The sequence below is a fragment of the Phaeobacter sp. JH204B genome (genome assembly GCF_048055755.1).
GTDB lineage: Bacteria > Pseudomonadota > Alphaproteobacteria > Rhodobacterales > Rhodobacteraceae > Phaeobacter > Phaeobacter bryozoorum.
In genome coordinates, this window is record NZ_JAYMXF010000026.1 from 38877 (window position 1) to 65072 (window position 26196).

At 61.9% G+C, this 26196-nt stretch carries 31 protein-coding genes; 18 read left to right on the forward strand and 13 right to left on the reverse strand.

Annotated elements, in window-relative coordinates; all coding sequences use genetic code 11:
* The first annotated feature begins 84 nt into the window (after positions 1 to 84).
* The 4 genes from VXL81_RS14235 (at position 85) to VXL81_RS14250 (ending at position 4029) form a co-directional block, all read left to right on the forward strand.
* Positions 85 to 978 carry an HNH endonuclease gene (locus VXL81_RS14235; protein ID WP_416554806.1) on the forward strand — a complete coding sequence of 298 codons (894 nt, stop codon included), beginning with the start codon at positions 85 to 87 and terminating at the stop codon, positions 976 to 978.
* A gap of 92 nt (positions 979 to 1070) precedes the next feature.
* Positions 1071 to 1952 carry a DMT family transporter gene (locus tag VXL81_RS14240; protein WP_416554808.1) on the forward strand — a complete coding sequence of 294 codons (882 nt, stop codon included), beginning with the start codon at positions 1071 to 1073 and terminating at the stop codon, positions 1950 to 1952.
* 98 nt (positions 1953 to 2050) lie between these two features.
* The gene (locus tag VXL81_RS14245; RefSeq protein WP_416554810.1) at positions 2051 to 2884 is read left to right on the forward strand and encodes an esterase/lipase family protein; all 834 of its coding nucleotides are present in this window, start codon (positions 2051 to 2053) and stop codon (positions 2882 to 2884) included.
* The gene (locus VXL81_RS14250) at positions 2881 to 4029 is read left to right on the forward strand and encodes an alpha-D-ribose 1-methylphosphonate 5-triphosphate diphosphatase (protein WP_416554812.1); all 1149 of its coding nucleotides are present in this window, start codon (positions 2881 to 2883) and stop codon (positions 4027 to 4029) included. Before VXL81_RS14245 ends, VXL81_RS14250 begins: the two co-directional genes overlap by 4 nt.
* Before the next feature lie 150 nt (positions 4030 to 4179).
* On the opposite strand, the gene VXL81_RS14255 is transcribed toward VXL81_RS14250, so the two are convergent.
* The 3 genes from VXL81_RS14255 to VXL81_RS14265 form a co-directional block, all read right to left on the reverse strand.
* Positions 4180 to 5256, reverse strand: coding sequence for a 5-(carboxyamino)imidazole ribonucleotide synthase (locus VXL81_RS14255; protein ID WP_416554814.1), 1077 nt, complete (start codon positions 5254 to 5256; stop codon positions 4180 to 4182).
* Positions 5249 to 5749: a 5-(carboxyamino)imidazole ribonucleotide mutase gene (gene purE / locus VXL81_RS14260; RefSeq protein ID WP_416554816.1), complete on the reverse strand. Its 501-nt coding sequence runs from the start codon at positions 5747 to 5749 to the stop codon at positions 5249 to 5251. Before purE ends, VXL81_RS14255 begins: the two co-directional genes overlap by 8 nt.
* A gap of 127 nt (positions 5750 to 5876) precedes the next feature.
* Positions 5877 to 6101 (reverse strand): YdcH family protein, encoded by a 225-nt coding sequence (locus tag VXL81_RS14265; protein ID WP_340546229.1) that lies wholly within the window; start codon positions 6099 to 6101, stop codon positions 5877 to 5879.
* 178 nt (positions 6102 to 6279) lie between these two features.
* Between VXL81_RS14265 and VXL81_RS14270 the strand changes: the two genes are divergently transcribed.
* The 4 genes from VXL81_RS14270 to VXL81_RS14285 all read left to right on the forward strand — a co-directional run bounded on the left by VXL81_RS14270 (position 6280) and on the right by VXL81_RS14285 (position 8929).
* A complete protein-coding gene (locus VXL81_RS14270; RefSeq protein ID WP_072505182.1) occupies positions 6280 to 6693 on the forward strand; it encodes an Hsp20 family protein in 414 nt (137 codons plus the stop codon).
* A gap of 5 nt (positions 6694 to 6698) precedes the next feature.
* Entirely contained in the window at positions 6699 to 6923 is a 225-nt protein-coding gene (locus VXL81_RS14275) for a DUF1150 family protein (protein WP_340546228.1), read from the forward strand.
* Positions 6924 to 7170: 247 nt separating this feature from the next.
* Positions 7171 to 8052, forward strand: coding sequence for a PhzF family phenazine biosynthesis protein (locus VXL81_RS14280; protein WP_416554818.1), 882 nt, complete (start codon positions 7171 to 7173; stop codon positions 8050 to 8052).
* A gap of 13 nt (positions 8053 to 8065) precedes the next feature.
* Positions 8066 to 8929, forward strand: coding sequence for a hypothetical protein (locus VXL81_RS14285; RefSeq protein WP_416554820.1), 864 nt, complete (start codon positions 8066 to 8068; stop codon positions 8927 to 8929).
* 63 nt (positions 8930 to 8992) lie between these two features.
* Here VXL81_RS14285 and VXL81_RS14290 read toward each other — a convergent pair whose 3' ends face one another.
* From VXL81_RS14290 to trxB, 3 genes are all read right to left on the reverse strand, one after another.
* Positions 8993 to 11068 carry a bifunctional sulfate adenylyltransferase/adenylylsulfate kinase gene (locus VXL81_RS14290; RefSeq protein WP_416541892.1) on the reverse strand — a complete coding sequence of 692 codons (2076 nt, stop codon included), beginning with the start codon at positions 11066 to 11068 and terminating at the stop codon, positions 8993 to 8995.
* A gap of 184 nt (positions 11069 to 11252) precedes the next feature.
* Positions 11253 to 11585, reverse strand: a complete 333-nt coding sequence (locus VXL81_RS14295; protein WP_416539132.1) for a ribonuclease E inhibitor RraB — start codon at positions 11583 to 11585, stop codon at positions 11253 to 11255.
* Between the two features lie 5 nt (positions 11586 to 11590).
* Complete coding sequence (gene trxB / locus VXL81_RS14300; protein WP_416535007.1) at positions 11591 to 12532, reverse strand: thioredoxin-disulfide reductase; 942 nt, start codon at positions 12530 to 12532, stop codon at positions 11591 to 11593.
* A gap of 241 nt (positions 12533 to 12773) precedes the next feature.
* On the opposite strand from trxB, the gene VXL81_RS14305 reads away from it, so the two are divergent.
* Positions 12774 to 13274 (forward strand): Lrp/AsnC family transcriptional regulator, encoded by a 501-nt coding sequence (locus VXL81_RS14305; RefSeq protein WP_340546222.1) that lies wholly within the window; start codon positions 12774 to 12776, stop codon positions 13272 to 13274.
* 111 nt (positions 13275 to 13385) lie between these two features.
* Here VXL81_RS14305 and VXL81_RS14310 read toward each other — a convergent pair whose 3' ends face one another.
* From VXL81_RS14310 to lgt, 5 genes are all read right to left on the reverse strand, one after another.
* Positions 13386 to 14162, reverse strand: coding sequence for a Hint domain-containing protein (locus tag VXL81_RS14310; protein ID WP_416535008.1), 777 nt, complete (start codon positions 14160 to 14162; stop codon positions 13386 to 13388).
* A 274-nt stretch (positions 14163 to 14436) separates the two neighbouring features.
* Positions 14437 to 14589 (reverse strand): hypothetical protein, encoded by a 153-nt coding sequence (locus VXL81_RS14315; RefSeq protein ID WP_416554822.1) that lies wholly within the window; start codon positions 14587 to 14589, stop codon positions 14437 to 14439.
* Positions 14590 to 14784: 195 nt separating this feature from the next.
* Positions 14785 to 15552: a peptidoglycan editing factor PgeF gene (pgeF, locus tag VXL81_RS14320; protein WP_416554823.1), complete on the reverse strand. Its 768-nt coding sequence runs from the start codon at positions 15550 to 15552 to the stop codon at positions 14785 to 14787.
* Complete coding sequence (locus VXL81_RS14325) at positions 15549 to 16616, reverse strand: class I SAM-dependent methyltransferase (protein ID WP_416539131.1); 1068 nt, start codon at positions 16614 to 16616, stop codon at positions 15549 to 15551. Before VXL81_RS14325 ends, pgeF begins: the two co-directional genes overlap by 4 nt.
* Positions 16613 to 17515, reverse strand: a complete 903-nt coding sequence (gene lgt / locus VXL81_RS14330) for a prolipoprotein diacylglyceryl transferase (protein WP_416535012.1) — start codon at positions 17513 to 17515, stop codon at positions 16613 to 16615. Before lgt ends, VXL81_RS14325 begins: the two co-directional genes overlap by 4 nt.
* Positions 17516 to 17611: 96 nt before the next feature.
* Between lgt and VXL81_RS14335 the strand changes: the two genes are divergently transcribed.
* The 5 genes from VXL81_RS14335 to VXL81_RS14355 all read left to right on the forward strand — a co-directional run bounded on the left by VXL81_RS14335 (position 17612) and on the right by VXL81_RS14355 (position 20904).
* Entirely contained in the window at positions 17612 to 17860 is a 249-nt protein-coding gene (locus VXL81_RS14335) for an accessory factor UbiK family protein (RefSeq protein WP_340546216.1), read from the forward strand.
* Positions 17861 to 18234: 374 nt separating this feature from the next.
* A complete protein-coding gene (locus tag VXL81_RS14340) occupies positions 18235 to 18735 on the forward strand; it encodes a YbjN domain-containing protein (RefSeq protein WP_340546215.1) in 501 nt (166 codons plus the stop codon).
* Positions 18736 to 18792: 57 nt separating this feature from the next.
* Entirely contained in the window at positions 18793 to 19620 is an 828-nt protein-coding gene (gene proC / locus VXL81_RS14345; RefSeq protein ID WP_416554825.1) for a pyrroline-5-carboxylate reductase, read from the forward strand.
* Entirely contained in the window at positions 19613 to 19951 is a 339-nt protein-coding gene (locus VXL81_RS14350; RefSeq protein ID WP_340546213.1) for a tRNA-binding protein, read from the forward strand. Before proC ends, VXL81_RS14350 begins: the two co-directional genes overlap by 8 nt.
* A gap of 26 nt (positions 19952 to 19977) precedes the next feature.
* Positions 19978 to 20904, forward strand: a complete 927-nt coding sequence (locus VXL81_RS14355) for a 2-hydroxyacid dehydrogenase (RefSeq protein ID WP_416555040.1) — start codon at positions 19978 to 19980, stop codon at positions 20902 to 20904.
* A gap of 96 nt (positions 20905 to 21000) precedes the next feature.
* Here the strand turns inward: VXL81_RS14355 and VXL81_RS14360 are convergent, their stop codons facing one another.
* Positions 21001 to 21600: a thymidine kinase gene (locus VXL81_RS14360; RefSeq protein WP_340546212.1), complete on the reverse strand. Its 600-nt coding sequence runs from the start codon at positions 21598 to 21600 to the stop codon at positions 21001 to 21003.
* A 388-nt stretch (positions 21601 to 21988) separates the two neighbouring features.
* On the opposite strand from VXL81_RS14360, the gene VXL81_RS14365 reads away from it, so the two are divergent.
* Positions 21989 to 22450, forward strand: coding sequence for a hypothetical protein (locus tag VXL81_RS14365; RefSeq protein WP_340546211.1), 462 nt, complete (start codon positions 21989 to 21991; stop codon positions 22448 to 22450).
* Positions 22443 to 23204, forward strand: a complete 762-nt coding sequence (gene arsH, locus VXL81_RS14370) for an arsenical resistance protein ArsH (RefSeq protein ID WP_374015560.1) — start codon at positions 22443 to 22445, stop codon at positions 23202 to 23204. The genes VXL81_RS14365 and arsH overlap by 8 nt, the downstream gene beginning before the upstream one ends.
* An 86-nt stretch (positions 23205 to 23290) precedes the next feature.
* Here the strand turns inward: arsH and VXL81_RS14375 are convergent, their stop codons facing one another.
* Positions 23291 to 24415 (reverse strand): beta-ketoacyl-ACP synthase III, encoded by a 1125-nt coding sequence (locus VXL81_RS14375; RefSeq protein ID WP_416535014.1) that lies wholly within the window; start codon positions 24413 to 24415, stop codon positions 23291 to 23293.
* Between the two features lie 208 nt (positions 24416 to 24623).
* Between VXL81_RS14375 and VXL81_RS14380 the strand changes: the two genes are divergently transcribed.
* Both VXL81_RS14380 and VXL81_RS14385 read left to right on the forward strand, forming a co-directional pair.
* Positions 24624 to 25139, forward strand: a complete 516-nt coding sequence (locus VXL81_RS14380; RefSeq protein ID WP_416544186.1) for a MarR family winged helix-turn-helix transcriptional regulator — start codon at positions 24624 to 24626, stop codon at positions 25137 to 25139.
* 3 nt (positions 25140 to 25142) lie between these two features.
* Positions 25143 to 26186, forward strand: a complete 1044-nt coding sequence (locus VXL81_RS14385; protein WP_340546208.1) for an efflux RND transporter periplasmic adaptor subunit — start codon at positions 25143 to 25145, stop codon at positions 26184 to 26186.
* Positions 26187 to 26196 lie beyond the last annotated feature (10 nt).

A 26196-nucleotide genomic window follows, 5' to 3' on the forward strand; every position in this document is an offset into this window, starting at 1 on the left:
TCGGCATATTTGGCCAGAAAGAGGGGATGATGCCTCTTGTCTCTTCTCTTTTCGTTTTCGAAACAAAGACCTAAAGTTTCCGCCATGGTCAAAGCAGTTTTTATTCAGTCCTCGCATTCGGGTTATGACGACCAGCCTGGAAAAGCGTATCATTTCCCGAAGAAGCTCTATTTGAGCCGGGTCGAGCAAACCGTGGGCGACTGGGTCATCTTCTATGAGGGGCGGCGCGGCGGCGGTAAAGGGTACCATTCTGTACAGCGTGTCCTGAAGGTGCAGGATGACCCTGAGGACCCAGCATTGGCCTATGCGCTGCTGGACACAGGCAGTGAGCTGTCCTTTGAGAATTTTGTTCCCCGATGGGTAGAGGGGCAGGGACCCTATGAAACCGGGCTGCCACGGTCGCGCGGCAGCAACACAAGCGCGGTGCGGCTAATCTCCGACGCGGATTTTGCGCGCATTATCAATGCCGGCCTGACTGCGCGCGAAGAGCCGAATGCCATTCCGCGAACCGGGGATTTCACCGCAGAGCCTGGTTTTGCCGAAGCACAGGTCGCTTTTGAAACCCCAAATGGACCTCGCGAAATGCTGCTGTCCCAGCGGGCCTTCCGGGATCGTAGTTTTGCAAGACAGGTCAAACATGACTATGGCGGCCGCTGTTCGGTGTCGGGGTTGGAGTTGCGCAATGGCGGCGGGCGGCCTGAGGTCGAGGCCGCCCATATCGTGCCGGTTTCGGAATCTGGTCCGGACACGGTGCGCAATGGGCTGGCCCTGTCGGGAACGGTGCATTGGATGTTTGACCGAGGTCTTCTGTCGATCAGTGACGACAATGAGGTGCTTGTTGCGAAGAAGGCGGTGGATGACGCGACGCTGGATCGTTTGCTGCTGCCGGACCGGCGATTGATTGAGCCTGTGAACCCCGCATTCAAACCACACAGATCATATCTCCGCTGGCATCGGGAGAATGTCTTTAAGGGTTAGAGGCGCTTCGGGGCACATGTTCAGTCGAAGATAGATCTCTGACACGAAAATATCACTGGTCCGAAGTTGGTTTGCACGATAGCAGCCAGTTCATGCGCCTGTTTCTTCTTGTCTTCCTCACCATGGTGGCCTTTGCCGCCAATTCCATCCTCAGCCGACTGGCGATCGGAGGCGGGCATATGGAGGCTACAAGCTTTGGCCTTTTGCGCGTGCTGTCCGGGGCGGTCACGCTGGTTGGGCTCTGTGCCCTCAGCGGGCTGTCGCTGAGACGTGATCGACGCCAGACCTTCTGGGGGGCGGCGGCGCTTACGACCTATATCGTCGGGTTCTCCATCGCCTATGAGGACCTGGATGCAGGGCTTGGCGCGCTGATCCTGTTCGGCGTGGTGCAGGTGTCGATGTTCCTGTGGGGGGCGCTGCGGGGCAGTCCGGTCGCGCCGGGGCAGGTCGCTGGCGCGGCAATTGCTCTGGTCGGGCTTGCTGCGGTGGTCTGGCCGACCGACGGTGTGCCAGCGGCGCCGCTGGGGGCCTCATGCCTGATGGCGCTGGGCGGTCTTGGATGGGCGGGCTACAGTCTGCTCGGACGGGGCGCAAAGGCACCACTGGCGGCAACGGCTGTGAATTTCGCGGCGGCGAGCGTGATCATGGTGCCCGCGGTGCTGATCTTCGGCGCGGACATCGTCATCTCTCCATGGGGCGTGGTGCTGGCCATTGTGTCCGGCGCAGTAACCTCGGGCCTTGGCTATGCGCTCTGGTATCACGTCTTGCCACAGCTTGCGGCCGCCGTGGCTGCCACGGTTCAGCTGTCGGTGCCGGTGATCGCGATCCTTGCCGGTGCGGTTGTGCTGGGAGAGGTGATTGGCCTGCAGTTGACCATTGGCGCGATCGCTGTTCTGGGCGGTATTGCAATCGTCGTCCTGTCTGGGCCGGGGCGCAGGCGGGCGGCGGGCATCCCGGCGGGCAAAGAGGGCTAAGGCGCCGCGTCACGGCTCTGGGAATTGCGGTCTGCTCTTTCCGTTGAGGTGAAATGCCCCTATCTGCGGTGTCACGACCCCTTGAGACCGCGAGCACAATGACCCGACATTCCACCACCTTCTTAGCCAGTATTTCGGCATGTGTCGCCGCGATCCTGTGTCTTGCTCCGGGATTGGCCCGTGCAGATTGCGCGATCCTGCTGCACGGTCTGGCGCGCAGCGAAATCTCGCTGGCGGTTATGGGGCAGGTGCTGGAGGCGCGCGGCGTCAAGGTCGTGACACCCGGGTACCCGTCAACCGACAAACCGGTGGCGGTGCTTGCCGCGGAGACGCTGCCGGATGCGGTCGGGCAATGTGCGGAGCAGATATCACAAGGCGAGCAGATCCACTTTATCACCCATTCGATGGGCGGCATCCTGCTGCGCCACTGGTTGCGGGAAAACCGACCAGAGGCGCTGGGGCGGGTGGTTATGCTGGCTCCTCCCAACCACGGCAGCGAATTGGTGGACGAACTGGGCGACTGGGAGGTCTTTGGCCTGTTGAACGGGCCTGCGGGGCTGCAGCTGGGAACCGGCGAAGACAGCCTGCCCAACCAGCTGCCTGCTGCCAGTTTCCCGGTTGGGGTCATCGCCGGGCGCTTCTCGCTCAACCCGGTGTTTTCGGCCATCATTCCGGGGCCGGATGACGGCAAGGTGTCGGTGCTGAGCACATATCTGGAGGGCATGGCGGATCACATCGTGTTGCCCGTGACCCATACTTTCATGATGAATAATCCGCAGGTTATTGCGCAGGCGTTGCATTTCCTCGACAGGGGGCGCTTTGACCCCGATCTGACATGGTTTGAGTCCATCACGGGTGAAATAGAGGAGGCCTGTGCCGGTGGTCGGTGCAGCGCCGATGGGGATCAGCTGCAAGGGGAGGCCCGGCCATGAGCACGCTTGAACTTACATTGACCGGTGCAGATGTACTGCGCCCGGACGGGATGGAGCGCGGTGGCGTGCTGGCGCTGGCAGCAGGTCGGATCCAGGCCGAGCGGGCGGGGCGGCAGATTGACCTGACCGGATATCGGATCCTTCCGGGGATCGTTGACTGTCACGGCGATGGGTTCGAACGTCACCTCGCGCCCCGGCGCGGTGCCATGAAACAGATGGTCGAAGGGGTGATCGCCGCAGAGGCAGAACTGGCGGCAAACGGCATCACAACCGGTGTTCTTGCCCAGTTCTACTCCTGGGAGGGGGGGCTGCGCGGTCCCGACTTTGCAGATCAGGTCTTTGAAGGGATCAAATCCGCAAAACCCCGTGTCGTTACCGATCTGATTCCGCAGCTGCGGTTTGAAATCCACCTGCTGGAGGCCTACGATGATCTGCCGGCACTGATCGCGGGGTGGCAGGTCCCCTATGTCGTCTTCAACGATCACCTACCTCATGACCGGCTTGCGCAAGGAAAAAAGCCCCCGCGGTTGACCGGCCAGGCGCTCAAGGCTGGGCGTAATCCGGAGGTTCACTGGCAGATGTTGCAGCAGATGCATGCCCGCAGACCCGAAGTGCCCGCGGCGCTGGATCAGCTGGCCGCAAAGCTTCAGGCCGCAGGCGTCTGTTTGGGCAGCCATGATGACCATACAGCGGATGACCGCATCACCTGGCGCCACCGCGGCGCGCGGATCTCCGAGTTTCCCGAAACAATGGAGGCCGCAGAGGCCGCGACATCAGCGGGCGACCCTGTCATCCTCGGCTCACCCAATGTGGTGCGCGGAGGCTCGCACAAGGGCAATGCCTCGGCGCTTGATCTGATCGCCATGGGGCTCTGCGATGCGCTCGCCTCCGACTATCACTACCCCAGTCCGCGCCGGGCGGCTCTGATGCTTGAGAAAACCGGTGTTCTGGATTTTGCCTCAGCCTGGAGGCTGGTGTCAGCAGGCCCGGCGCGTATCCTCGGGCTGGAGGATCGCGGAGAGCTAAGGCCCGGACAACGCGCCGATCTCGTGATCCTTGACGCCCAGGGTGGTGTTGCAGCCACGCTTTCGGGCGGCAGGGTCAGCTATATGAACGGCGATGTGGCAGGCCGCTTTCTGGCCTGACAGATCCGCCGCGTCGCCGGGAGGGGAGCGCCGCGCATCAGGCCGGATGGCCCTCTTTGCGGCGCGTAAAACCGGCGGGGCCGCTTTTACTGCCCTGCCGCCATCTTCTGGCTCAAAATATCCCGGGGTTTGGGGCAGAGCCCCAATTGGTCAGGTCTGTGGCAGTAGCACCCGGTTCACATGGCCCATCTTGCGGCCCGGCTTGGCTTCGGTCTTGCCGTAGAGATGGATGGCGCAGCGGGTTTCCTGAGCCAGCTCAGGGATCCGGTCCACATCGGCACCGATCAGGTTCTCCATCACCACATCGCTGTGGCGCTGCCCGTCGCCAAGGCTCCAGCCAACAATTGCGCGGATGTGTTGTTCAAACTGATCCACGGCGCAGCCATTCTGCGTCCAATGGCCGGAATTATGCACCCGGGGAGCGATTTCATTCACGATCAACCCCTGTGGCGTGACAAAGAGTTCGACCCCGAGGACGCCCACATATTCCAGCGCGTTCAGGATCTTGCCTGCCATCAGGACCGCGTCCATACGCTGTCCGGCGCTGAGGCGCGCGGGCACTGTCGTTGTATGAAGAATGCCGTCGCGGTGAACATTCTCACCGGGATCAAAACAGGCGATCTCGCCGCTGACGCCGCGCGCGGCGATCACTGAAATCTCATGGCTGAAGGTGACAAACCCTTCCAGGATCGAAGGGGCGCCTCCCATCTCGCTCAGCGCGGTGGCTGCGTCATCAGGCGCCTTGATCCGGGCCTGCCCCTTGCCGTCATAACCGAAGCGGCGTGTTTTCAGGATCGAAGGGGTGCCGATTGTTGCCAGCGCCGCGTCGAGGCTGGCCTGATCGGCAATATCGGCAAAAGCTGCGGTGCTCAGGCCGAGATCCTGCAGAAAGGTCTTTTCGGTCAACCGGTCCTGGCTGATCCGCAGGGCCTCACGGCCGGGGCGGATGGGTTTGTGCTGTTCCAGCAGGTCCAGCGCCGACGTCGGGATGTTCTCGAACTCATAGGTGATCACATCAACAGAGGCGGCAAAGCCTGCCAGCGCGTCCGCGTCCTCATAGCTCGCGGTTGTCACCTTATGGGCGACATCTGCGGCCGGGGGATTTGCACTCGGCTCGAAGATATGCGTGCGAAAGCCGAGGCGGGAGGCGGCGACCGACAACATGCGGCCCAGCTGGCCACCACCGAGAATGCCGATGGTGGCGCCTGTGTTCAAACGATCAGTCATCAACCGGTTCCTCTGGGATCGAAGCGGAAAGAGCCGCGCGCCAGTCGTCGAGACGCTGGGCAAGTTCGGGATCCTGCAAGGCCAGAATTCCGGCGGCCATCAATCCGGCATTTGCTGCACCGGCGGCGCCGATGGCCATGGTCGCAACCGGGAAGCCCTTGGGCATCTGCACGATGGAATAAAGCGAATCAACACCAGAGAGAGCGCGGGTCTGAACCGGCACACCAACCACCGGAACGCGGGTTTTCGACGCGACCATACCGGGGAGGTGGGCGGCCCCGCCGGCGCCTGCGATGATCACCTGCAGACCACGTTCGGCGGCAGATTTGCCATAGCTCCACAGCCGGTCCGGGGTGCGATGGGCCGAGACGATCTTGGCCTCATAAGGCACGCCCAGTTCGTCGAGGAGGGTGGCGGCTTCTTTCATGGTTGGCCAGTCGGACTGACTGCCCATGATGATGCCCACTTTGATGTCGGCGGTATGCTCTGGCATAGGCTCGGATCCTGTCATGCCGCGGGCCTGCGAACCCGCTGGGTTGGAGGAAGCGCGCACTATAGAGAACCCTGTGCATCGCGCAATGCGGCATTGGAGCTGTCGGGCGCGTTGGCTGGATGGGGGATCAGGCGATGATATCCGGTGTCAGCCGGTCTTCGATCAAGGCAATCTTGTCTTTCAGGATCAGCTTCTGCTTCTTCAATCGCTGAATGGTCAGCTGATCGCTGGTCCCGCGCTCCTGCAGGGCCACGATTGCTTCGTCCAGATCGCGGTGTTGCCTGCGAAATACCTCCAGCTCCACCTGTAAAACATCGTCGGTTTTCATGGAGATATCGGTTGGTGCGTTCATTGGCGACTCGTCGGCTGGCGGGTTAATCTTTGGCGAATATTACGCTTTTAGAGGCTTTTGCGCCAGCGCCGCGGTGCCTTGGGCTTGTGAAAACAGATAAAACATCCATATTCTTAGGGAAGCGGTCGCCATAATGGGGCCGTCACCATACGTCGCTTTAGAATCAAGGACGAAACCCGTGTCTAAACTCACACTTGGCTCGTATCCGCATATGTTGGGATTTGAGCAGCTGGAACGCCTGTTGGAACGCTCGGCCAAATCCGGGAACGAGGGCTATCCTCCCTATAATATCGAACAAACCTCAGATCATTCCTATCGCATCACGCTGGCGGTGGCCGGCTTCGGCGAGGCGGATCTGGCGATCACCGTCGAGGACCGTCAACTGGTCATCCGGGGACGCCAGAGCGATGACAGCGATGGCCGGGTGTTTTTGCACCGGGGCATTGCCGCGCGGCAGTTTCAGCGCATGTTTGTGCTGGCGGATGGGGTCGAGGTGGGGGAGGCCATTATGGAAAATGGCCTCTTGCATGTCGACCTGACCCGATCGCGGCCCGAAACCGTGGTTCAGACGATCAATATTAAGAAGGGGTAAGACAGATGCATACAGCCTATCAGTTCAACGATGCCGACAGCCGCATTGTCTATGTCAAGGCGGTTGATGTCGCGGATCTCCCTGCGGAGGTTCAGGCCGGTGCCGCCGGGCGCAGCCACCTCTATGCGGTGCATGATGCCGCCGGTGAACAGCTGGCCCTGGTCAGCGACCGGAAAATGGCCTTTGTTCTGGCGCGGCAGCATGATTATGCGCCGGTGCCGGTGCACTAATGGATATTGCCGCACGGCGTGAGCAACGCCCGCGCAGGTGATTGCAAGCGGATCGGGCGCCATATCCATGGCGCCCTTTTTGTTGGGCGGGCAACAGCTGCGGCGGGGCTCTCAGGCTGTCCGGCAGGCGCTGCGCGCAGGTGCAATCAAAGGGGCAGGCGGCAACTCCGGACCCAAATCCGCTTGCGATGCCGCGTGCGGCGTGATCTTGCTGACGCAGGACCGTGATCACGCCGGGGAGGGTACATTGCGATACGATTTTGACTGGGTAGATGCCTTTTCGGGCCGGGCCTTTGGTGGCAACGGCTGCGCAGTGGTCCATGGCGGCGCCGGGCTGAGCGAAGAGATCTGCATGGCCTATGTGCGCGAGACCTCGCTGGTGGAATGCACCTTCACCGGCCCGTCACAGGTTGCCGATGTGCGGGTGCGCTATTTCCTCGCCAGCCGCGAGATCCCTTTTGCAGGCCATCCGACTATTGCCACCGTGGCAGCCTTGCGCGACCGTGGCCTGATGGAGGGCGATGCGATCACGCTGGAGACCGGAGCCGGTCTGGTGCGGGTGAGCATGGCGGATGATCTCATTGAAATGACCCAGATCGCGCCAGAATTCGGCGCCTTTGCCGATCCGCAGCTGGTCGCGGCGGCGGTTTCGCTGCCGGTGGAGGCGATTGTTGGCCGACCGCAGCGGGTGTCGACCGGATTGCCGTTCTGTATCACGGTGTTGCGGGACCGTGCCGCGCTTGAGGCCGCGACGCTGGATGTGCCGGCGCTGGCCCGGCTGGGGGCGGCAATGGGTGCCGACGGTATCGACATGATGGAACCGTTTCTGGTGACCTTGAGCGGTGCCACCGCCGAGGGGGACACATTCTCGCGGCTGCTGATGGCCCCGCCGAGCCCGCCGGAGGATCCATTTACAGGCTCGGCGACCGGCGCCATGGCCGCCTATCTGTGGCACCGCGGTCTGATGGAGTCCGACCGTTTCATCGCCGAGCAGGGACATGGCCTTGGCCGTCCCGGTCAGGCTGTGGTGACGCGGGTTGGCCCGGCGGATGCGATTGAGGGCGTGCGGGTGGCGGGCCGGGGCTATGTTCTGATGCGCGGCACCGTAGATCTGCCAGACCTCGGCTGACAGAGGGCGGACTGTGACGCGCGAGCCTGCCATTGCGGTGGTGCCCTATGGGGCAAAGCTGAACCGGGCCTTTGCCAATCGCGAGCTTGCAGGCCTGCACTGGCCGTTCGGTTGCCCCGGCGATCTGATCGGCGGGCGGGTCTCGGATCTTGCAGCGCAAGACCATCTGATTGTCTGGGCAAAAACCGGAATGCACCTGCCGGGGCGCTGGCCCTGTCGTGCGGGGATCTCCATGATGGTGATGGAGCCCAAAATCATGTCGTCGTTGCACCACCGGCTGCTGCCCTGGACCTGGCGGCGGTTCTTTCGGGTGTTCAGCTATAATGAGGACTTGCTGGCAGGCATTGGCAACGGGCTTTTCCTGCCCTTCGGCACCACATGGGTGCCTGAGTGGCAGGAGCTGGCGATAGAAAAACGTGCCGATCTTTCGATCATCGCCTCAGCCAAGCGGGACCATCCGGGCCACAAGCTGCGCCATGACGTGGTCGAACATCTGAGGCGCAGCACGCCCGAGGTGGCCATCCTCGGGCGTGGATACCAGCCGTTTGAGACAAAATCCGACGGGCTGGCGCCCTACCGCTATAGTGTGGTGATCGAGAATGTCCGCGAACGGAATTATTTTTCGGAGAAGCTCATCGACGCGGTTCTCTGCGAAACGGTGCCGATCTATTGGGGCTGCCCGAATATCAGCGATTTCTTTGATCCTGCCGGAATGATGATCTGCTCGACCGGCGAAGAGATACGCGCGGCCATCGCGATGATATCGCAGGATGATTACACGGCGCGGCTGCCGACGCTCAGGGCGCTTAAGCCGGAGGCTGCGCGATATGGCAGTATTGAGCGCCGCGCGGCGGAGGCGCTTCGGGCCAGCCTTTAACCCCATGTTTGAGTCGAAAAAGGCCGCCCGATCGGGCGGCCTTCTGTCAGTCTTGCGGGTGGATCAGCCTGCGATCAGCCCCATGTTCTCCAGCTTCAGCAGAACCTGATGGGCGCAGTTGTCGACGTCGACATTCTCGGTCTCGACACGCAGCTCCGGATCAACGGGGACATCATAGGGATCGGAAATCCCTGTGAATTCCTTGATCTTTCCTTCACGAGCCAACTTGTAGAGACCCTTGCGGTCGCGGCGCTCGCATTCCTCGATCGAGGTCGCGACATGCACCTCCAGGAAAGCACCGAACTGCTCCACATCCTCACGCACGGCGCGGCGGGTAGTGGCATAAGGCGCGATCGGCGCGCAGATGGCGATGCCGCCGTTCTTGGTGATCTCGGAGGCCACATAGCCGATGCGGCGGATGTTGAGGTCGCGGTGCTCTTTCGAGAAGCCCAGCTCGGAGCTGAGGTTTTTCCGCACGATGTCGCCATCGAGCAGCGTCACCGGACGGCCACCCATTTCCATCAGCTTGACCATCAGAGCATTTGCAATGGTGGATTTGCCGGAGCCGGAGAACCCGGTGAAGAATACGGTGAAGCCCTGCTTGGAACGTGGCGGCTTGGTCTTGCGCAGCTCATTCACAACCTCGGGGAAGGAGAACCACTCGGGGATCTCCAGGCCTTCTTGCAGGCGGCGGCGCAGTTCGGTGCCGGAGATGTTCAGGATGGTGACATTGTCGCGATCTTCAATCTCGTCGTTGGGTTCGTATTGGGCGCGTTCCTGCACATAGACCATGTGTTTGAAGTCGACCATTTCGATGCCGATTTCTTCCTGATGCTCGCGGAACAGATCCTGCGCATCATAGGGGCCGTAGAAATCTTCACCGGCGGAGTTCTTGCCGGGGCCTGCGTGATCGCGACCAACGATGAAATGGGTGCAGCCGTGGTTTTTGCGGATCAGCCCGTGCCAGACCGCCTCGCGCGGGCCGGCCATACGCATTGCCAGGTTCAAGAGCGACATGGATGTGGTGGCCGCCGGATACTTGTCCAGCACCGCCTCATAGCAGCGTACGCGGGTGAAATGATCGACGTCGCCCGGTTTGGTCATGCCGACAACCGGGTGGATCAACAGGTTGGCCTGTGCCTCGCGCGCAGCGCGGAAGGTCAGTTCCTGATGTGCCCGGTGCAGCGGGTTGCGAGTCTGGAAGGCCACGATGCGGCGCCAGCCCAGTTTGCGGAAATAGGCGCGCAGCTCGTTCGGAGTGTCGCGACGTCCGCGGAAATCATAGTGGACGGGCTGCTGGATGCCGGTCACCGGGCCGCCCAGATAGATCTTGCCTGCGGTGTTATGCAGGTAGTTGACCGCCGGATGGGCGTCATCATCGGCGCCGAACACCTTTTCGGCTTCGCGCGATTTGTTCGGCTCCCAGCGATCGGTCACGGTCATGGTGCCAAGGATGACACCTTCCTGATCGCGCAGGGCGATGTCTTCGCCGATTTCCAGCGATGCGGCAAAATCCTCGGACACATCCAGCGTGATCGGCATCGGCCAGAGGGTGCCGTCCGCAAGGCGCATGTTTTCGACAACGCCGTTGTAGTCTGCTTCGCTCAGAAACCCTTTCAGCGGGTTGAAGCCGCCGTTCATCAGCAGCTCCAGATCGCAGATCTGGCGCGGGCTCAGGTCATGGCTCTTCAGCTCTGCGGCTTCGACCTTCAGCTTTTGGGCGGAGTCATAGGAGACATAAAGCTCCGGGATGGGGGCAAGATTATTCTGCATCAACTTGGTCCTGTACTTGAAGGGGACGAGGCCACTGGTGGTCCCAGTGAGTTCAGCGTGAAGCGCGTCGTATTCGGCGAACTTGCGGGCGAGAAACTGATCGGTGAGCCGGATTTTTTCGGCAGCACCTCGGGTGGTAAGCGCATAGGCGAAGCGTTGACGTTTGTCGGGACCTGCGCGATGGCTGACCTTGACAAGACCGGCTTCTGCGGCTGCGCGTAGATGTGCATTGAGCCGCCCAAGTGATATCCCGACAGCCGTCGCCGTGGTCCGCTGCGAGGCGTCTGGCGCCTTGTCGAGCTGGCTGAGGATACGAAAGAGCAGGTCTTCGTCCTCATGGCTGAGTGGTGTGGATCGGGATGGCATCGGGTCGACTCAAAGTGTGTTCACGGGTGAACACATGTCATGCTTTGCAGTCGCAGCAAAGTCAAAACCCTTTTGAGTTTCGTGAAAAAGACCGCCGTTCCCCTATTGCAACGCAAGCGGAACGGGCGGTCTGTTGTCTCCGGCGGGCCGGGACAGGGGTCTGGCAGCCGGGGCTGCCTTGGGCTCAATCCTCGGCAAATCCCCAGCCGTCTGGCCGAAACCCATGGTCAAGTGCAGTCCGGGTTGCGACCTCTTCGACCATCCAGATCGCTGATGCGGACAGGATCTGTTCGGGCATCGTCGCGATCAATGTGGCGGGATCATCGCCCTCGGCCTCTGCCCATTGGGTATAAAAGCCCAGATCGGCCAGTGCCTCGGCAAGGGGCATCCAGTCCTTGGCCTCTTCAGCGACAAAGAACAGATCAAGATCCGCCTCAAACGGCAGGTCACCCTCGGCCTGCAAATCGGAGAAGGCCGAGAATGTCTCGGCCTTCTGGGTGTCGAAATCATGCGCCACCGCGCTCACTCCTGCTCTGCGAGGAAGCGTTCGGCATCCAGCGCCGCCATGCAGCCCATGCCGGCGGAGGTCACCGCCTGACGATATTTGTGATCGGTCAGGTCACCAGCGGCAAAAATGCCGGGGATGGAGGTTTCGGTGGTGCCGGGCGTTACCTTCACATAGCCGCCATTGTGGGTTTCCAGCACGTCCTTGACCAATTCATTGGCAGGCGCATGGCCGATGGCGACAAAGACGCCCTTGCAGGAGATTTCGGTGATTTCGCCGGTCTTCACGTTCTTCACCCGCACGCCCTCGACGCCCAGCGGGTTCTCGGTGCCGATCACCTCTTCCAGCTGGTGGAACCACAGCGGCTCAATCTTCTCGTTCTTCATCAGGCGGTCTTGCAGAATTTTCTCTGCGCGCAGCTCGTCGCGGCGGTGGATCAGCGTCACCTTGGAGGCGAAATTGGTCAGGAACAGCGCCTCTTCCACAGCGGTATTGCCGCCACCGATCACCACAATCTCCTGGCCGCGATAGAAGAAACCATCGCAGGTCGCGCAGGCGGAGACGCCAAAGCCCTTGAACTTCTCCTCGGACGGCAGGCCGAGCCATTTGGCGCGCGCGCCGGTTGCCAGAATGACCGCATCGGCGGTGTAGACGGTGCCGCTGTCACCCTTGGCCACGAATGGGCGCGAGGTGGTGTCGAGATCGGTGATGATGTCCCCGATGATCTCGCAGCCCATCGTCTTGGCGTGCTCCTGCATCCGCACCATCAGATCCGGGCCCTGAACCTCGGTGTCGCCAGGCCAGTTCTCTACCTCGGTAGTCGTGGTCAGCTGGCCGCCTGGCTCAATGCCCTGAACCAGAATCGGCTCCAGCATGGCGCGGCTGGCGTAGACACCGGCGGTGTAGCCTGCCGGGCCGGACCCGATGATCAGAACCTTGGTGTGGCGCGTGTCGCTCATCTCATTTCCCCAGTCGATGAAAGGGCGGTCTTGCCGCCGTCAGGCAATGCATATAACTGCACCCGGCGATGTCTTAAAGCCCCGGCTTCAGCGATGTCGGATGCCCCCGGTTTTGATGCCTGGGCTAAGATGCTGAGGTCTCATCTTATCAACGGCAAATATTGTTGCGCGCGTCTGAAATAATATTGCGTGCGCTACGGATGCTGGTATAACAAACGGAAAATTCAACAGGAGCTTCCAGATGGTCACAACACGCCTTGATCCGATTGATCGCAAGATTTTGTCGGAGTTACAGGCCGACGGTCGTATGACCAATGTTGAACTGGCCAAGCGTGTGGGTATTTCCGCACCGCCGTGCCTGCGCCGGGTGCGCTCGCTTGAGGAGGCTGGGCTGATCCGCGGATACCATGCCGAGGTCAACGCACGCGAATTGGGGTTCGAAGTGCAGGTCTTTGCCATGGTGGGGCTGGAAAGCCAGGCCGAGGCCGAGCTGAGCGCCTTTGAAGCGAAATGTCGCGACTGGCCGCTGGTGCGCGAGTGCCACATGCTGAACGGCGAGGTGGATTTCATCCTGAAATGCGTCGCGCCCGATCTCAGCACCTTCCAGAGCTTTCTGACCGGCGATCTGCTGACGACGCCGAATGTGGCCAGCGTCAAGACGTCGCTGGTGATCCGAGGGGCCAAGGACGAACCCGGCGTTCCCTTTGATGTGCTGGAGCAAAGGCTCGCGCGCGAAGCCTGAGGGGCAGAGCCTCGCAGAAATCGGTCAGGCCAGTCTGATCAGAAAAAGCGCCTCGCAATGCGGGCGCTTTTTTCGTTTGGGGCGACCGCCGCAGCGGTCGGCGGACCCGGCTTAGTTCATATCGGGATCTTGCAGCAGGATCCGGGGATAGGCCAGCGGGCCGAAGCCTGCGATCGATTCGACATGCGAAAACAGGTTCAGATAGAGCGTGCGGATGGCGTGGCTCACCAGTTTCAGGGCCTCCGGGCCGGGGTGATAGGTTTCGAACGGCAGACCACCGACACTGATCGCCGCATGGCGCGGCAGGCACAGATGAAAGAGGTCCACGGCGGTCGGGGGCGCGGTTTCGAAAATACTCATCCCGTCATGATATTGCTGCACCGGAACCAGCGAGGCGGCATTGTCCAGCTTGATCCCCGGCAGAGGTGCCCGTTGCAACAGCCGCGCGGCGGGGCCTGCGACAACCGTCGACATCGGCTTTGCCTCGCCAAGGCTATCGGCGGTAAAGCTGGTCAGCCGGTGGCTGCGACCGTGCTGCCCGCTGCGCGATGGGACAAGGCTGGTGCTGCCTTTCCACAACAGGGGGAGGGGATCGCCATCAAAGGTGATCAGCTCATCGCCCGGCAGCAGATCCTCGATTGCAATGGGCCCCTGCGTGGTCTCGATCAGGGATCCGCGGCAAAAGGCGGTAAAGGCGTCTTCGAACAATGGCAGCGACGGTGCGACATGGCGTGTCTCGGCGATCTGGCCGTTTGGCAGCAGGCTACAGACATCGTAACGGCGCAGCTGTGGCCGCGTCCCGCCGCGCTGGGCAGCAGGGTCCTGTAGCAGAGCATTGGCTTCGACCGCATTGGCAGCTGCGCGTCGCAGCGACTGGGGTATGGTCATGGCGAACGTGCCTCTCTCATGACTGTACTTGCATCAACCCCGGCAGCGCGATGAGCAGAAGGCGCGCCGGAATCGCTTGGTCCCTGTCGGGCGCTCCGGTCGCAATACGCGCGGTCCGGGGCAATGCGCCCAATCGGGCAGGTAAATGCGGCGGCCCTGTCTTGGGCAGAGGCCGCCGCCAGAGGTGATCACCGGTGGACGGTGTCAGGCGGGTATTCCCGGCCCCGTCGTGAGAGCGGGCCGTCGAGATTGCAGGGACGCCTCTTCAATGATCTCAGGCACTCTTGGCCTGGGCCGGGCGCCGGAGAGTCTCGCGACGCCGCTCAATCGCGAGCTGCCGGGTGGCGCCACGCGTCCAGGGTAGGCGCACCTCTTCGGTCTTGGCGGCAGCTACAATGGATTTGATGAAGCGCGATTTTGGTTTCATGAGGCGTCTCCTGTAGGAGCGGGGCAGCATTCTGCGGCCCGCGCTTTAGTCCCGTCTTTTGTCGCCTGCCAATGCGCCGGGAATGTGGCCGATCTGTGGAAATCACAGGAACGCCGCAGTGATCCGCGCGCACTCAGCCCCCGCGCGGGCGCGCTTCGGTGGTCACATTGGGCCGCGAATTGCAGGTCGCGGCGCCTACAGGCGAATGCAGGAGATCAGGCGCCCGTAGTCGACCTCTTTGTGATGGGTCGCGCGGCGGAAGGAATAGAACCGTTCCGGGTCGGAGTAAGTGCAATGCCCGGTCCATGCGGCCTCGGCCACGCCGGCGCTGCGCAGTTTGTGCAGACCCAGAGAGGGCAGATCAAAGAGGTAGCGATCGCCCTCGCCATTGGCAAAGAACCGTGCGTTTTCCGGATCCTGCATCATGAAGTCGTCAAAGAACTCAGGGCCGACCTCATAGGCGCGCTGTGAGATCGACGGGCCGATAACCGCGCGGGTGGCCTGCCGCCGCGCGCCCAGCTGTTCCATCGCGTCCAATGTGGCCTCCAGCACGCCATCAAGCGTGCCGCGCCACCCGGCATGAGCTGCGCCGATCACATTGGCCTCCGGGTCGTGAAACAGAACCGGCTGGCAGTCGGCGGTCAGGATCGACAGCACCACGCCGGGCACATCGGTGACCATGGCATCAGCCTGAATATCGCCCTGAATATTGTCCTGCCGGGGATCGGAGATGGTCAGGACATTGGCGGAATGCACCTGATTCACCCGGCCAAGCGCCTCGGGCGATGCCTCCATCGCTGCGGCGACGCGCATCCGGTTGATCTGCACCGCTTCGCGCTGATCCGACGAGCCAAGCCCGCAATTCAATCCGGCAAAAATACCCGAAGAGGCCCCGCCGCGACGGGTAAAGAAGCCGTGTTTGGTGCCATTGAGCAGCTCGGAGATGAGAATTTCCAGCGTCATGCGTTCAATCCCGGTGGGGGTGCGGTCTCTTCGGGGAAAATCCCGAGTATCTTGAACAGGTTTCCCATTTCCTCAGGATGCGTCAACCGTCGATGCGCCGCAATCAGAGATTGCAGCGCGTCGCCGTTTAGCCGCGCCGCCAGCGCCTGTGCCCGATCGGTAATGCCCAGACGCTCCAGAAACACGCCTTGCGGGGTCAGCCGACTATAGGCACAGCCCGCAGATTTCGCAGCCAGTGCAAGCGCTTCGAAATCGACATGGGTGGTCAGATCGGCGCTGCCCGGATCCTTCAGCGGATCGCTTGGCGCATGGGCGCGCAGGGCCTGCAACGTATCCCCCAGCGACCGCCAATCGCCGTAATCGACAATAAGCGCGGTTCCGCCGTAGCGGGCGATCCGGGTGGCGATGGTCTGAACCATCGGTTGCGCGGCTTCACACAGCTCGACCAGATCACCGTCGCGGGTGTCCTCAAGGCGATGCGCCAGTGCAGGCTGTGGCGCCACCGCGCCAAGGCCAAAGCTGAGCGTGCCATCCTGAAGACCCACTGATTTTTCGCGCCAGCCATCGCCATCGCGCAGAAATTGCCGCACCGGCAGCGCATCAAAGAACTCATTTGCGATTAGAAACAGCGGCTGCTCGGGCAGCTCGGCGATATTCGGGTACCAGACCGGGTCATGGCCTGCCAGTTGCCTCGCCTGACGGGCGCGCAGGGTGGGGGAGGCCTCTAGCAGGGCAATCTGCATGGCGGCGTGAAACCCGGGCACGCCTTTTGTGGCGCGCAGCAGATCAGCCATCAGCGTGCCGCGACCGGGACCCAGTTCGGCCAATGTGAACCGCTGAGGTTGGCCCTGATCCAGCCAGCATTGTGCCAGCGCCAGTCCGATCAGCTCTCCGAACATCTGGCTGATTTCCGGGGCTGTGGTGAAATCCCCCTTGGCCCCCAGCGGGTCGCGGGTGGTGTAATAGCCATAGCTTGGATGCAGCAGCGCCTCGGCCATGTAATCCGCGACCGAAATCGGCCCCTCGGCACGGATGCGGGCAGTGATATGGTCGCTCAGGCTCATGCCGGAATCACCGCCATGCGTCGGCTGCGCAGCACCAGAATGAGGCCGATGGCGATCATCGGCAGCGACAGCAGCTGTCCCATGGTCAGACCGTAGCCGCCGATATGCCAGGCCAGCCCCAGGGGGTTCTCTGCGGTTACGAATTGGGCGTCGGGCTGGCGCATGAATTCAACCGCGAAGCGCGCCGCGCCATAGCCTGCCAGAAACACGCCGGTCACCCGGCCTGGGTGGGTCAGCGCCGCGCGCCGGTAGACCAGCCACAAGAGCACCGCACCAAGGATCAGCCCTTCCAGCAGTGCCTCATAGAGCTGGGACGGGTGGCGCGCGCAGATCTCCCCCAGCGCCTGCCCGCAGGACTGCGCCGCGCGCCCGGGAAAGGCGACCCCCCAGGGCAGATCGGTTGCCCGCCCCCAGAGCTCGGCGTTGTTGAAGTTGGCAAGTCGGCCCAGCAAGAGGCCCGGCGGCACCGTATGTGCCACCAGATCAGCGATCTGAAGGCGCGGGATCCGGTGGCGCAGCGCATAAATCCAGGTGGCAATGATCACCCCCAGGAGACCGCCATGAAAGGCCATGCCCCCCTGCCAGATGCGCAGGATCTCGGCCGGGTTCTGAAGGTAGTAGCCGGGCTGATAGAACAGCACATAGCCAAGCCGTCCGCCCAGAATGACGCCGAGGATGATCCAGGTGAGCAGATCTTCGACCTGTTGCGGTTTCATCGGGGGCTGTGCGTGGGGCCAGAGCGCGGGGCGCCGCAGCGCCGCGACCGCCAGCCGCCAGGCGATGACAATCCCGACGATATAGGCCAGCGCGTACCAGCGCAGCGCGAATTGGCTGCCGAACAGCTCAATTGTGAAGATTTCCGGGGTCAGATCGGGGAATTGGAGGATGAATGCGTGCATGTGCCGTCAATGCCTTTGCGGGGGCTGCGGTGTCAACGGCTTGCCGCCGCCGGTGTTGATGACCATATAGGGGTCAAGGCAGACATGGAGAAGACAATGCAGACGCGCAACAAGATCATGGATGATATTTCCCAGCTGATGACCAACGCGATGGGTGTGGCCCATGGCGCGCGGGAAGAGGCAGAGACCGCCATGAAGGGGCTGATCGACCGTTGGCTGGCCGATCGCGATTTCGTGACCCGCGAGGAGTTCGACGCCGTGCGCGCCATGGCCCAGAAGGCGCGTGAAGAAAACGAAGCGCTGAAGGCCCGGCTCGACGCGCTGGAAGCGGATAAATCCGCGTGATCCGGTTCCAGGGCTGAGCGGCAGGCACAGCCCGCCGCCCGGCGCTGAAATATCCGATCTGCAACATTTGCTGGCGTGCGGCCCGGTCCGGGTGGCGCGCCATTTTTGCGACCAAGCCCGCGTCGCAGACTCCCACCCGGCGCAGCAGGATCCCGCAGCTGCCTCTCTTCACAGCACTGTCACGATATTTTGAGGGTCATCGCCTTTCGTCCACAACTTATTGCAGTTATCCCCAAATAAAGGGTTGCCAGACGGCCTTGGTGCCTCCACCATATCTGGTAGGAGGACGGGTAAATCCCTCTCCTTATTGAGCAGGCCGCTAGCAATTGGGGGTGCCCCGCATCTCTTTTGCTAGAGATCAGAGAGGTGGCAACATGGCTCTTTCCGAACATTTTCTGGAAGACGAAATTCACCCTATCGACATCGTCGAACACTTGGCCTCGGACCACGATTGGGACTTTGACCGCATAGGCGACGATCAGATCGCCATGGCGGTGGAAGGCCAGTGGCGCACCTATTCGCTGACATTGGCGTGGTCCGGCTATGAAGAAACCCTGCGGATGGTATGCAGCTTTGAGATGGAGCCGCCGAAGGAACAGCTGCCGCGGCTCTACGAGCTGATCAACGAGATGAATGATCAGTGCTGGGCCGGTGGCTTTACCTTCTGGCCCGATCACAAGCTGATGCTGTATCGCTATGGGCTGGTATTGACCGGCGGACAGGTGGCAAGCCCGGAGCAGATCGACACGCTGATCAACTCCGCTGTCGCCAATTGCGAGCGCTACTATCCGGCAATCCAGCTGATGGTCTGGGGCGGACAATCGCCGCGCGACGCGCTTCAGGTCGCCATTGCAGAGGCTTACGGGCGCGCGTAAACCTTTCCCCGAACCGGCGCTGCATGGTGCCGGAGATCCGATCAGGGGAGGGGAAAGATGCAGGTATCACAGATCGCAGCGCGGGGCATCGCGCTCTTGGGCTGCGGCAAGATGGGGTCGGCAATGCTGGCCGGATGGCTTGACCGGGGTGTTGACCCGGATACCGTCTGGGTGATTGATCCCAATCCTTCCGACTGGCTGCGCCAGACTGGTGTGCATCTCAATGCGCCCTTGCCAGAGGCCGGTGACCGGGCGCCGGGGATCGTGCTGATTGCTGTCAAACCCCAGATGATGGGAGAGGCGCTGCCGCAGCTGCAACAGCTGGGCAATGGCGAGACGCTGTTTATCTCGGTTGCTGCCGGAACCTCGATCGCTATCTATGAATCGCTTCTGGGGGCGCAGACGCCGATCGTGCGCGCCATGCCGAATACGCCTGCCGCCGTCGGGCGTGGCATTACCGCGCTCATCGGCAACATGCGCGCGACCGAGGCGGATATAAATCGCGCCGATGCGCTGTTGCAGGCCATCGGCCAGACCGTCCGATTGGAGAGCGAGGCGCAGATGGATGCGGTCACAGGCGTCAGCGGCTCCGGCCCGGCCTATGTTTTCCATCTGATCGAAACCCTTGCCGCCGCTGGCGAGGCTGAGGGGCTGCCTGCCGATCTGGCGATGCAGCTGGCCAAGGCCACCGTCGCAGGGGCCGGTGCCCTGGCAGAAGCCTCCGAGGAAACGCCAGCGCAGCTGCGGGTCAATGTCACCAGCCCCAATGGCACGACCCAGGCCGCGCTGGAGGTGCTGATGGATGAGACCGACGGCTTTCCGCCGCTGCTGCGCCGCGCCGTGGCAGCAGCCACCAACCGGTCGAGGGAGCTGTCCCGTGGCTGACATCAGTTTTGACGAATTTCTAAAGGTCGATGTGCGCGTGGGCGAGGTGGTGCGCGCCGAGGACTACCCCGAGGCTCGCAAACCCGCGATCAAGATGTGGGTGGATTTCGGCGATGACATCGGCATCAAGAAAACCTCGGCGCAGGTGACGGCCCACTACACGGCGGAAACGCTGCTGGGCAAACAGGTGATGGCCGTGGTGAATTTCCCGCCCCGCCAGATTGGCAAGTTCATGTCCGAAGTGCTGGTGCTGGGGCTGCCGGATGCCACCGGAGAGATTGTTCTGATTGGTCCGGATGGACCGGTCCCATTGGGAGGGCGGATGCATTGAGCGGCAAACTCTGGATTACCCGGCCAATGACAGCCGCGGTTGAGGCGCGTGCGCGGGCGGAATTCGATGTCGAGATCCGCCAGCAGACCAGCCCTTTGAACGCCGATGAGCGCCAGCGTGCGCTGCGTGATTTCGACATCGTCCTGCCGACCCTGGGGGACCAGTTCGACGCAGGCAGTTTTGCCGCCGTGCCGCAGCCACGGTGCAGGTTGCTGGCCAATTTCGGCGTCGGCTTCAATCATATCGACGTGGCGGCCGCGCGCCGGGCCGGGATCGTGGTCAGCAACACCCCCGGCGCCGTTACCGATGCGACCGCTGATATTGCGCTGACGTTGATGCTGATGACCGCCCGCCGTGCCGGCGAGGGCGAGCGTCTGGTCCGCTCCGGCGAATGGCAGGGCTGGCATCCCACCCAGATGCTGGGCACGCATCTGACAGGCAAACATGTGGGCATCGTCGGCTTTGGCCGCATCGGTGAGGCCATCGCGCGGCGCTGTCACTTCGGCTTTGGCATGTCGGTCAGCTATCTGGCGCGCAGCGACAAATCACCCGGCTTCCCGGTGTCGCGCGCGGAAAGCCTGACCGCTCTGGCGGCTCAGGTGGATGTGCTGGTGCTTGCAGTGCCCGGCGGTGCGGAGACGCGACATTTGATCAGCGCGGAGGTTCTGGCGGCGATGCGCGCTCATGCCCTGCTGATCAATATCTCGCGCGGTGAGGTGGTGGATGAGGTGGCGCTGATCGCCGCCCTTCAGGCGGGCGCGCTCGGCGGGGCAGGTCTGGATGTCTATGAATTCGAGCCGGAGGTGCCGGAGGCCCTGCGGCAGATGGAGCAGGTCACGCTGCTGCCGCATCTGGGCACCGCCACCGAGGAGGTGCGCAGCGCCATGGGACATCTGGCGCTGGACAATGTCGCCGCCTTCCTTGCAGGTCGGCCGTTGATTTCGCCCGTGTAACTGTCGGTGTAACCGCCAGCGTATCGTGTCGGGGCGTCTAAAGTCCCGCGCGGCGTCAGACGCGCCCGGCCTCCGCTCGGTTTAGGCCGTTTCAGATCAGCCCGCAGCAGAGGTGGGCTGATCGCCGGTGGCCTCGCGCCAGTGACGACGGCAGAGCGATACATAGGTTTCATTGCCGCCGATCTGCACCTGCGCGCCTTCGGTGATGGTCTGGCCGTTCTCATCCTGCCGGATCACCATGGTTGCCTTTTTACCGCAGTGGCAGATGGTGCGGACTTCGCGCATTTCATCGGCCAGCGCCAGCAGGGTGGCGGAGCCGGGAAACAGCTTGCCCTGAAAATCGACCCGTAGCCCGTAGCACAAAACCGGCACCCGCAGATCGTCGACCACCCGCGCCAGATCCCAGACCTGATCCGGCGACAGAAACTGCGCCTCATCGACAAAGATGCTGGCAACACTGCCCCTTGCCAGTCGCTCTGTCACTTTGTCGAACAGGTTCTCACCGGGCCGGAAGATGTCAGCCTCGGCACCGATCCCGATGCGGGAGGCGATCCGCCCCTGACCGGCGCGGTTGTCCAGCGCTGCGGTCAGCAGATAGGTGTCCATATCGTTCTCGCGGTAGTTATGCGAGGCTTGCAAGAGCACCGTCGATTTGCCGGCATTCATGGTGGAGTAGTGGAAGTAAAGCTTGGCCATGGCGCTGATTTAGCCGCAGAGCCGGTCGGAGGAAACGGTTTTCTTCACCAATTCTTCACCGATTGCCCGATGAGCCGACGGCATTTTCGGTCTGAGGATAAAACGCCCTGCGCGCGGATGCCGGTTCGCGGCGAAACAACCCGAGAAACGAACCACATGACATCTGCGGCAGGGCGCCAACTGGACGGAAATTGCCCACCAGCGAAGGCCCACGAAACACGCCTCCGCCCCCAGCGCGTTTCCCTGTCTCGCGACCCGGAACAGCGCGGTAAGTCCCTTAAAAACCTTAGGGATAGAAATAGCTTTGCATTTCCTTTAAGTGTCGTGAATGGGAAATTAACGCGTTTCTTCCCCGATGGGGTCGCGGTCATATGCAGGTAGATTTTATATGGCAGACATAGGTACTTATCTAAAAAAGCACACCGAGGCTCTGGTCAAGGATGTGGGGATCGAGGCAGCCTGCCAGATCACAGGAAAATCCAAGGCGACGTTGGGGCGGTATTACTCGGATAATGCCGAACATGTCGATCGGTTCATGCCCGTCGACGCCGTTGCCAAACTGGAAGCTGCGGCCTCCTTCCCGCATGTGACTTCCGGTCTGGCGGATCTGAAGAACATCACCTTGTCCTACTGTCAGGCCAGCCCGGCCTCAGAGGCGCGCCGCGGTGGCGTCAATGCGGATGTGATTGCGCTCAGCCAGCGCTTTGCCACATTGATGAGCGAATATCAGGAGGCCATGGCCGATGGGATCATCACCATCAATGAGGCCAAGCGGTTGCTGCGCGAAACGGTGATGCTGCAGCAGGTGCTTCTGGATATGAAACTGCATCTGGAAGAAGAAAGTGGCTGAGACACCGACGACCGGGCCTGCTGTTTCGGCTGACGGGCGTGTGGCGGAGGATCTGCCGGCGCTCATCGCCGAGGCCTTGCCGCAGATTGATATCGCCCGCCTGGCAGCGACAGGTGACCCGCAGCATCCGCCCCGGATCCTGCTGCTCTATGGCTCCCTGCGGGCCGTCAGCTACTCACGCAAGGTTGCCGAGGAGGCAGCCCGGATCCTGCGCGCGCTGGGCTGCGAGGCGCGGATTTTCGATCCGAGCGGGCTGCCATTGCCCGATGACACCGGCAGCGAAGATCACCCCAAGGTGAGCGAACTGCGCGATCTTGCGGTCTGGTGCGATGGAATGGTCTGGTCCAGCCCGGAACGGCATGGCGCTATGACGGGCATCATGAAGACACAGATCGACTGGCTGCCGCTGTCGCTGAAAGGCGGTGTTCGCACCACGCAGGGCAAGACGCTGGCGGTGATGCAGGTCTCCGGCGGATCGCAATCTTTCAACGCTGTCAACCAGATGCGTATTCTGGGCCGCTGGATGCGGATGCTGACCATCCCCAACCAATCCTCGATTCCCAAGGCGTGGCTGGAATTTGCCGAGGGGGACCGGCTGCCCGAAGGCCCGTTCTATCGCCGTGTTGTCGATGTGATGGAAGAGCTGGTGAAATTCACCTGGCTGACTCGCGGTCGCAAGGACTACCTGGTCGACCGCTACTCAGAGCGGGTTGAGGACGCCGAGGCCGTGCACCAGCGGGTGTCGCAGAAATAGCGCCGGACGCGAGCTGAAGGCGAGACTGAAAAAGGGCCTGCCAGGATCGGCAGGCCCAAATTCGTTTGGCAACTGGTCCGGCAGGCTCAGGCCGCGCGGCGCAGGATCACCGATCCCACCGAATAACCGGCACCGAAAGAGCAGATCAGCCCCAGATCGCCCTCGGCCAGATCATCCGAATATTTGGAGAAGGCGATGATCGACCCTGCCGAGGATGTATTGGCGTAATCCTGCAGGATATTGGGCTGTTCACCGGCCTCTGGCGTGCGGCCAAGGACCTTTTTGCCAATGAAATCATTCATCGTCTTATTGGCCTGATGTAGCCAGAGCCGTTTCAGCTCGGTGTTGCTGACGCCCTCGGCCTCCATGTGATCCGCAATATGCTGGCTGACCATCGGCAGCACTTCCTTGAAGACCTTGCGCCCGTTCTGCATGAACTGCATGTCCCGACGATCCGCGACCCCATCCGGGCGCGACCGGCGCAGATAGCCATTGTTGTTGCGGATATTGTTGGAAAAGCTGGTGGCGCAGCGGGTCGACAGGATTTCGAAATGCGGGCCGCTGGCGTCTTCGCTGCGCTCGATCAGGGTGGCTGTTGCCACATCGCCAAAGATGAAATGGCAATCGCGGTCGCGCCACTCAAGATGGCCGGAGCAGATCTCGGGATTGACCACCAGCGCCGACCGAATGGAGCCGGAGCGCACCATATCGGCAGCCGCCTGAATCCCAAAGGTGGCGGAGGAACAGGCGACATTCATGTCAAAGGCAAAGCCTTCGATGCCAAGAAGATCCTGAATTTCGATTGCCAGCGCCGGATAGGCACGTTCCATATTGGAGGCCGCACAGATGACCGCGTCGACATCCGCCGCAGTCTTGCCGGCCTGTTTCAGTGCTTTCTTGGCGGCATCCAGTGCCATTTCGGCCATGATGGATGGCTCGTCATCGCTGCGCTGACGCAGCAGCGGGTGCATCACCTCAGGATCAAGAATACCGCTCTTGTCCATCACGTAGCGCTGTTCGATACCGGAGGCCTTCAGGATGAAGTCTTCGGAGGAATGCGCCAGAGGATCCATCTCACCCGCTGCAATCGCCTCTGCGTTCTCGGCATTGACCTTATCGGCATAGGCATTGAAGGCTGTGACCAGCTCGGCGTTTGTGATCGTCTGTGACGGCGTAAAGACGCCCGTGCCGGTGATGGCGGGTGTATACATGAGCTGGACCTTCGGGTGGTTTTCAAAAGTGCTGCATATCTGGGCATCTTCCCCCGGTGAGGTCAAGGGCAAGGCCCTTGGCGTTACGGGCGCAGCCCCTACGTCAACCTGATCAGGGCGTCCCGGAGCATTGTTGATATGAATAAAATGCTTCCCTCCTTGAATGGTTCGAAATTTGAAGTATATGCGCGATGAAGGCGATGGTGGTATGATTCGACAAACCGGCAACGACAGCGACACCCAAACTGACGGCGATACCGCGACGGACGGCAATCAGGCTGAGACCTGCCCGGAGGTCTGCGCCATGCTGGGTGTCTTTGCGCTCTATTGGCGCATCGACGCCTGCATCGAAGACACCGTTGACCTGCCAGACCTGAGCCGGATGGAATGCCATGTGCTGGTGCGTCTGGGCACGCCCTGCCGGATGGGAGAGCTGGCGCGGATGTTGCAGACGGTGCCTTCGTCGGTGACCACGGCCGCCGACCGGCTGGAACGGCAGGGTCTGATCCGCCGCAGCAGGGATCCGCAGGACAGGCGCGCCTGGTTGTTGTCGCTCACCCCCGACGGCGCCGCCAAACGCCAGTATCTGGTCGAGGCGATGACGGATCTGTTCCAACGTATTTCCGGTTTGGACCCGGAGGAAATCAAACAATTTGCGGCCTTGTCGGCCAAGATTCATGACACAGTCATTAAAGCGGACGCGAAGCCGCGTCGGAAGGAGTAACCCATGCAGCTGAGTTCGAGAGTCATCGCCGGGGTCGCCGCGTTGCTACTGGTGGCCACACCAACACTGGCACAGAACGTCCTGAAACCCGTGAAACTGATGGAAACACGCTCAGGCGCGGTGCCGATCCAGCGCGAGTTCTTCGGTCAGGTCGCGGCAAAAGAGACGGTGGATCTGGCGTTTCAGGTCGGCGGACAGGTTGTGAAATTCCCTGTCACTGAGGGGGCTTTCCTGCCAAAGGGGGCTCTGGTCGCGGAGTTGGATCTGGAGCCGTTCGAGCTGAAACTGGGACAGGCCCAGCTGCAAAAAGAGCAGGCGGACCGAACCGTCACGCGGCTGGAAAAGCTGACCGGCACGGTCAGCCAGGTCTCCATCGACGATGCCGAAACCCAGGCCGGACTGGCCCGCATTGCGCTCAGGGATGCCGATTATGCGCTGGAACATGCAACGCTGAACGCGCCATTTGATGCCCTGGTGTCCAGCCGTGAGGTCGCCCTGTTCAGCACCGTCAGCGCCGGCAGCCCGATTGTGCGCCTGCACGACATGTCGGAGCTGCATATCGAGGTCGATGTGCCCGAGGTTCTGTTCCAGCAAGGCGAAGACAATGACGCGCTGACCATCACGGCAAGCTTCCCCGGCAGCGACAAGACCTACCCGCTGGAAATCCTTGAGTTCGACGCCGAGGCCAGCAGCGTTGGCCAGACCTATCGCGTGACCTTCCGTCTTGACCCGCCCGAGGACCGCCAGATTTTCCCCGGGGCCTCGACCTCTGTGCGGGTGACCGTAGATACCGGAATGTCTGCGATTGTGGTCCCGCCAACCGCCATCGTGCCCGCCGCCAACGGCGACACCGGGGTGATGCTATTTACACCCAAGGGCGCGGATGAGGGCACCGTCACCTGGACCAGGGTCGAAACCTCGGCCACCGACGGCGGCCAGATCGAGATCGTCTCGGGGCTGAACGGTGGCGAAGAAATCGTGCTGACCGGTGGCAGCGCGCTTGCTGACGGGGCGGCCGTGCGTCGCTTCACCGGCTTCACCAACTGAGGGCGGATCA

Excerpts from the sequence above, each read along its gene's own strand:
- VXL81_RS14235 (WP_416554806.1), top strand. The coding sequence starts at position 85 with ATGGTCAAAGCAGTTTTTATTCAGTCCTCGCATTCGGGTTATGACGAC.
- VXL81_RS14240 (WP_416554808.1), top strand. The coding sequence starts at position 1,071 with ATGCGCCTGTTTCTTCTTGTCTTCCTCACCATGGTGGCCTTTGCCGCC.
- VXL81_RS14245 (WP_416554810.1), top strand. The coding sequence starts at position 2,051 with ATGACCCGACATTCCACCACCTTCTTAGCCAGTATTTCGGCATGTGTC.
- VXL81_RS14250 (WP_416554812.1), top strand. The coding sequence starts at position 2,881 with ATGAGCACGCTTGAACTTACATTGACCGGTGCAGATGTACTGCGCCCG.
- VXL81_RS14255 (WP_416554814.1), bottom strand. The coding sequence starts at position 5,256 with ATGACTGATCGTTTGAACACAGGCGCCACCATCGGCATTCTCGGTGGT.
- purE (WP_416554816.1), bottom strand. The coding sequence starts at position 5,749 with ATGCCAGAGCATACCGCCGACATCAAAGTGGGCATCATCATGGGCAGT.
- VXL81_RS14265 (WP_340546229.1), bottom strand. The coding sequence starts at position 6,101 with ATGAACGCACCAACCGATATCTCCATGAAAACCGACGATGTTTTACAG.
- VXL81_RS14275 (WP_340546228.1), top strand. The coding sequence starts at position 6,699 with ATGCATACAGCCTATCAGTTCAACGATGCCGACAGCCGCATTGTCTAT.
- VXL81_RS14290 (WP_416541892.1), bottom strand. The coding sequence starts at position 11,068 with ATGCCATCCCGATCCACACCACTCAGCCATGAGGACGAAGACCTGCTC.
- trxB (WP_416535007.1), bottom strand. The coding sequence starts at position 12,532 with ATGAGCGACACGCGCCACACCAAGGTTCTGATCATCGGGTCCGGCCCG.
- VXL81_RS14305 (WP_340546222.1), top strand. The coding sequence starts at position 12,774 with ATGGTCACAACACGCCTTGATCCGATTGATCGCAAGATTTTGTCGGAG.
- VXL81_RS14310 (WP_416535008.1), bottom strand. The coding sequence starts at position 14,162 with ATGACCATACCCCAGTCGCTGCGACGCGCAGCTGCCAATGCGGTCGAA.
- VXL81_RS14315 (WP_416554822.1), bottom strand. The coding sequence starts at position 14,589 with ATGAAACCAAAATCGCGCTTCATCAAATCCATTGTAGCTGCCGCCAAG.
- pgeF (WP_416554823.1), bottom strand. The coding sequence starts at position 15,552 with ATGACGCTGGAAATTCTCATCTCCGAGCTGCTCAATGGCACCAAACAC.
- VXL81_RS14325 (WP_416539131.1), bottom strand. The coding sequence starts at position 16,616 with ATGAGCCTGAGCGACCATATCACTGCCCGCATCCGTGCCGAGGGGCCG.
- lgt (WP_416535012.1), bottom strand. The coding sequence starts at position 17,515 with ATGCACGCATTCATCCTCCAATTCCCCGATCTGACCCCGGAAATCTTC.
- VXL81_RS14335 (WP_340546216.1), top strand. The coding sequence starts at position 17,612 with ATGCAGACGCGCAACAAGATCATGGATGATATTTCCCAGCTGATGACC.
- VXL81_RS14340 (WP_340546215.1), top strand. The coding sequence starts at position 18,235 with ATGGCTCTTTCCGAACATTTTCTGGAAGACGAAATTCACCCTATCGAC.
- proC (WP_416554825.1), top strand. The coding sequence starts at position 18,793 with ATGCAGGTATCACAGATCGCAGCGCGGGGCATCGCGCTCTTGGGCTGC.
- VXL81_RS14355 (WP_416555040.1), top strand. The coding sequence starts at position 19,978 with ATGACAGCCGCGGTTGAGGCGCGTGCGCGGGCGGAATTCGATGTCGAG.
- VXL81_RS14360 (WP_340546212.1), bottom strand. The coding sequence starts at position 21,600 with ATGGCCAAGCTTTACTTCCACTACTCCACCATGAATGCCGGCAAATCG.
- VXL81_RS14365 (WP_340546211.1), top strand. The coding sequence starts at position 21,989 with ATGGCAGACATAGGTACTTATCTAAAAAAGCACACCGAGGCTCTGGTC.
- VXL81_RS14375 (WP_416535014.1), bottom strand. The coding sequence starts at position 24,415 with ATGTATACACCCGCCATCACCGGCACGGGCGTCTTTACGCCGTCACAG.
- VXL81_RS14380 (WP_416544186.1), top strand. The coding sequence starts at position 24,624 with ATGATTCGACAAACCGGCAACGACAGCGACACCCAAACTGACGGCGAT.
- VXL81_RS14385 (WP_340546208.1), top strand. The coding sequence starts at position 25,143 with ATGCAGCTGAGTTCGAGAGTCATCGCCGGGGTCGCCGCGTTGCTACTG.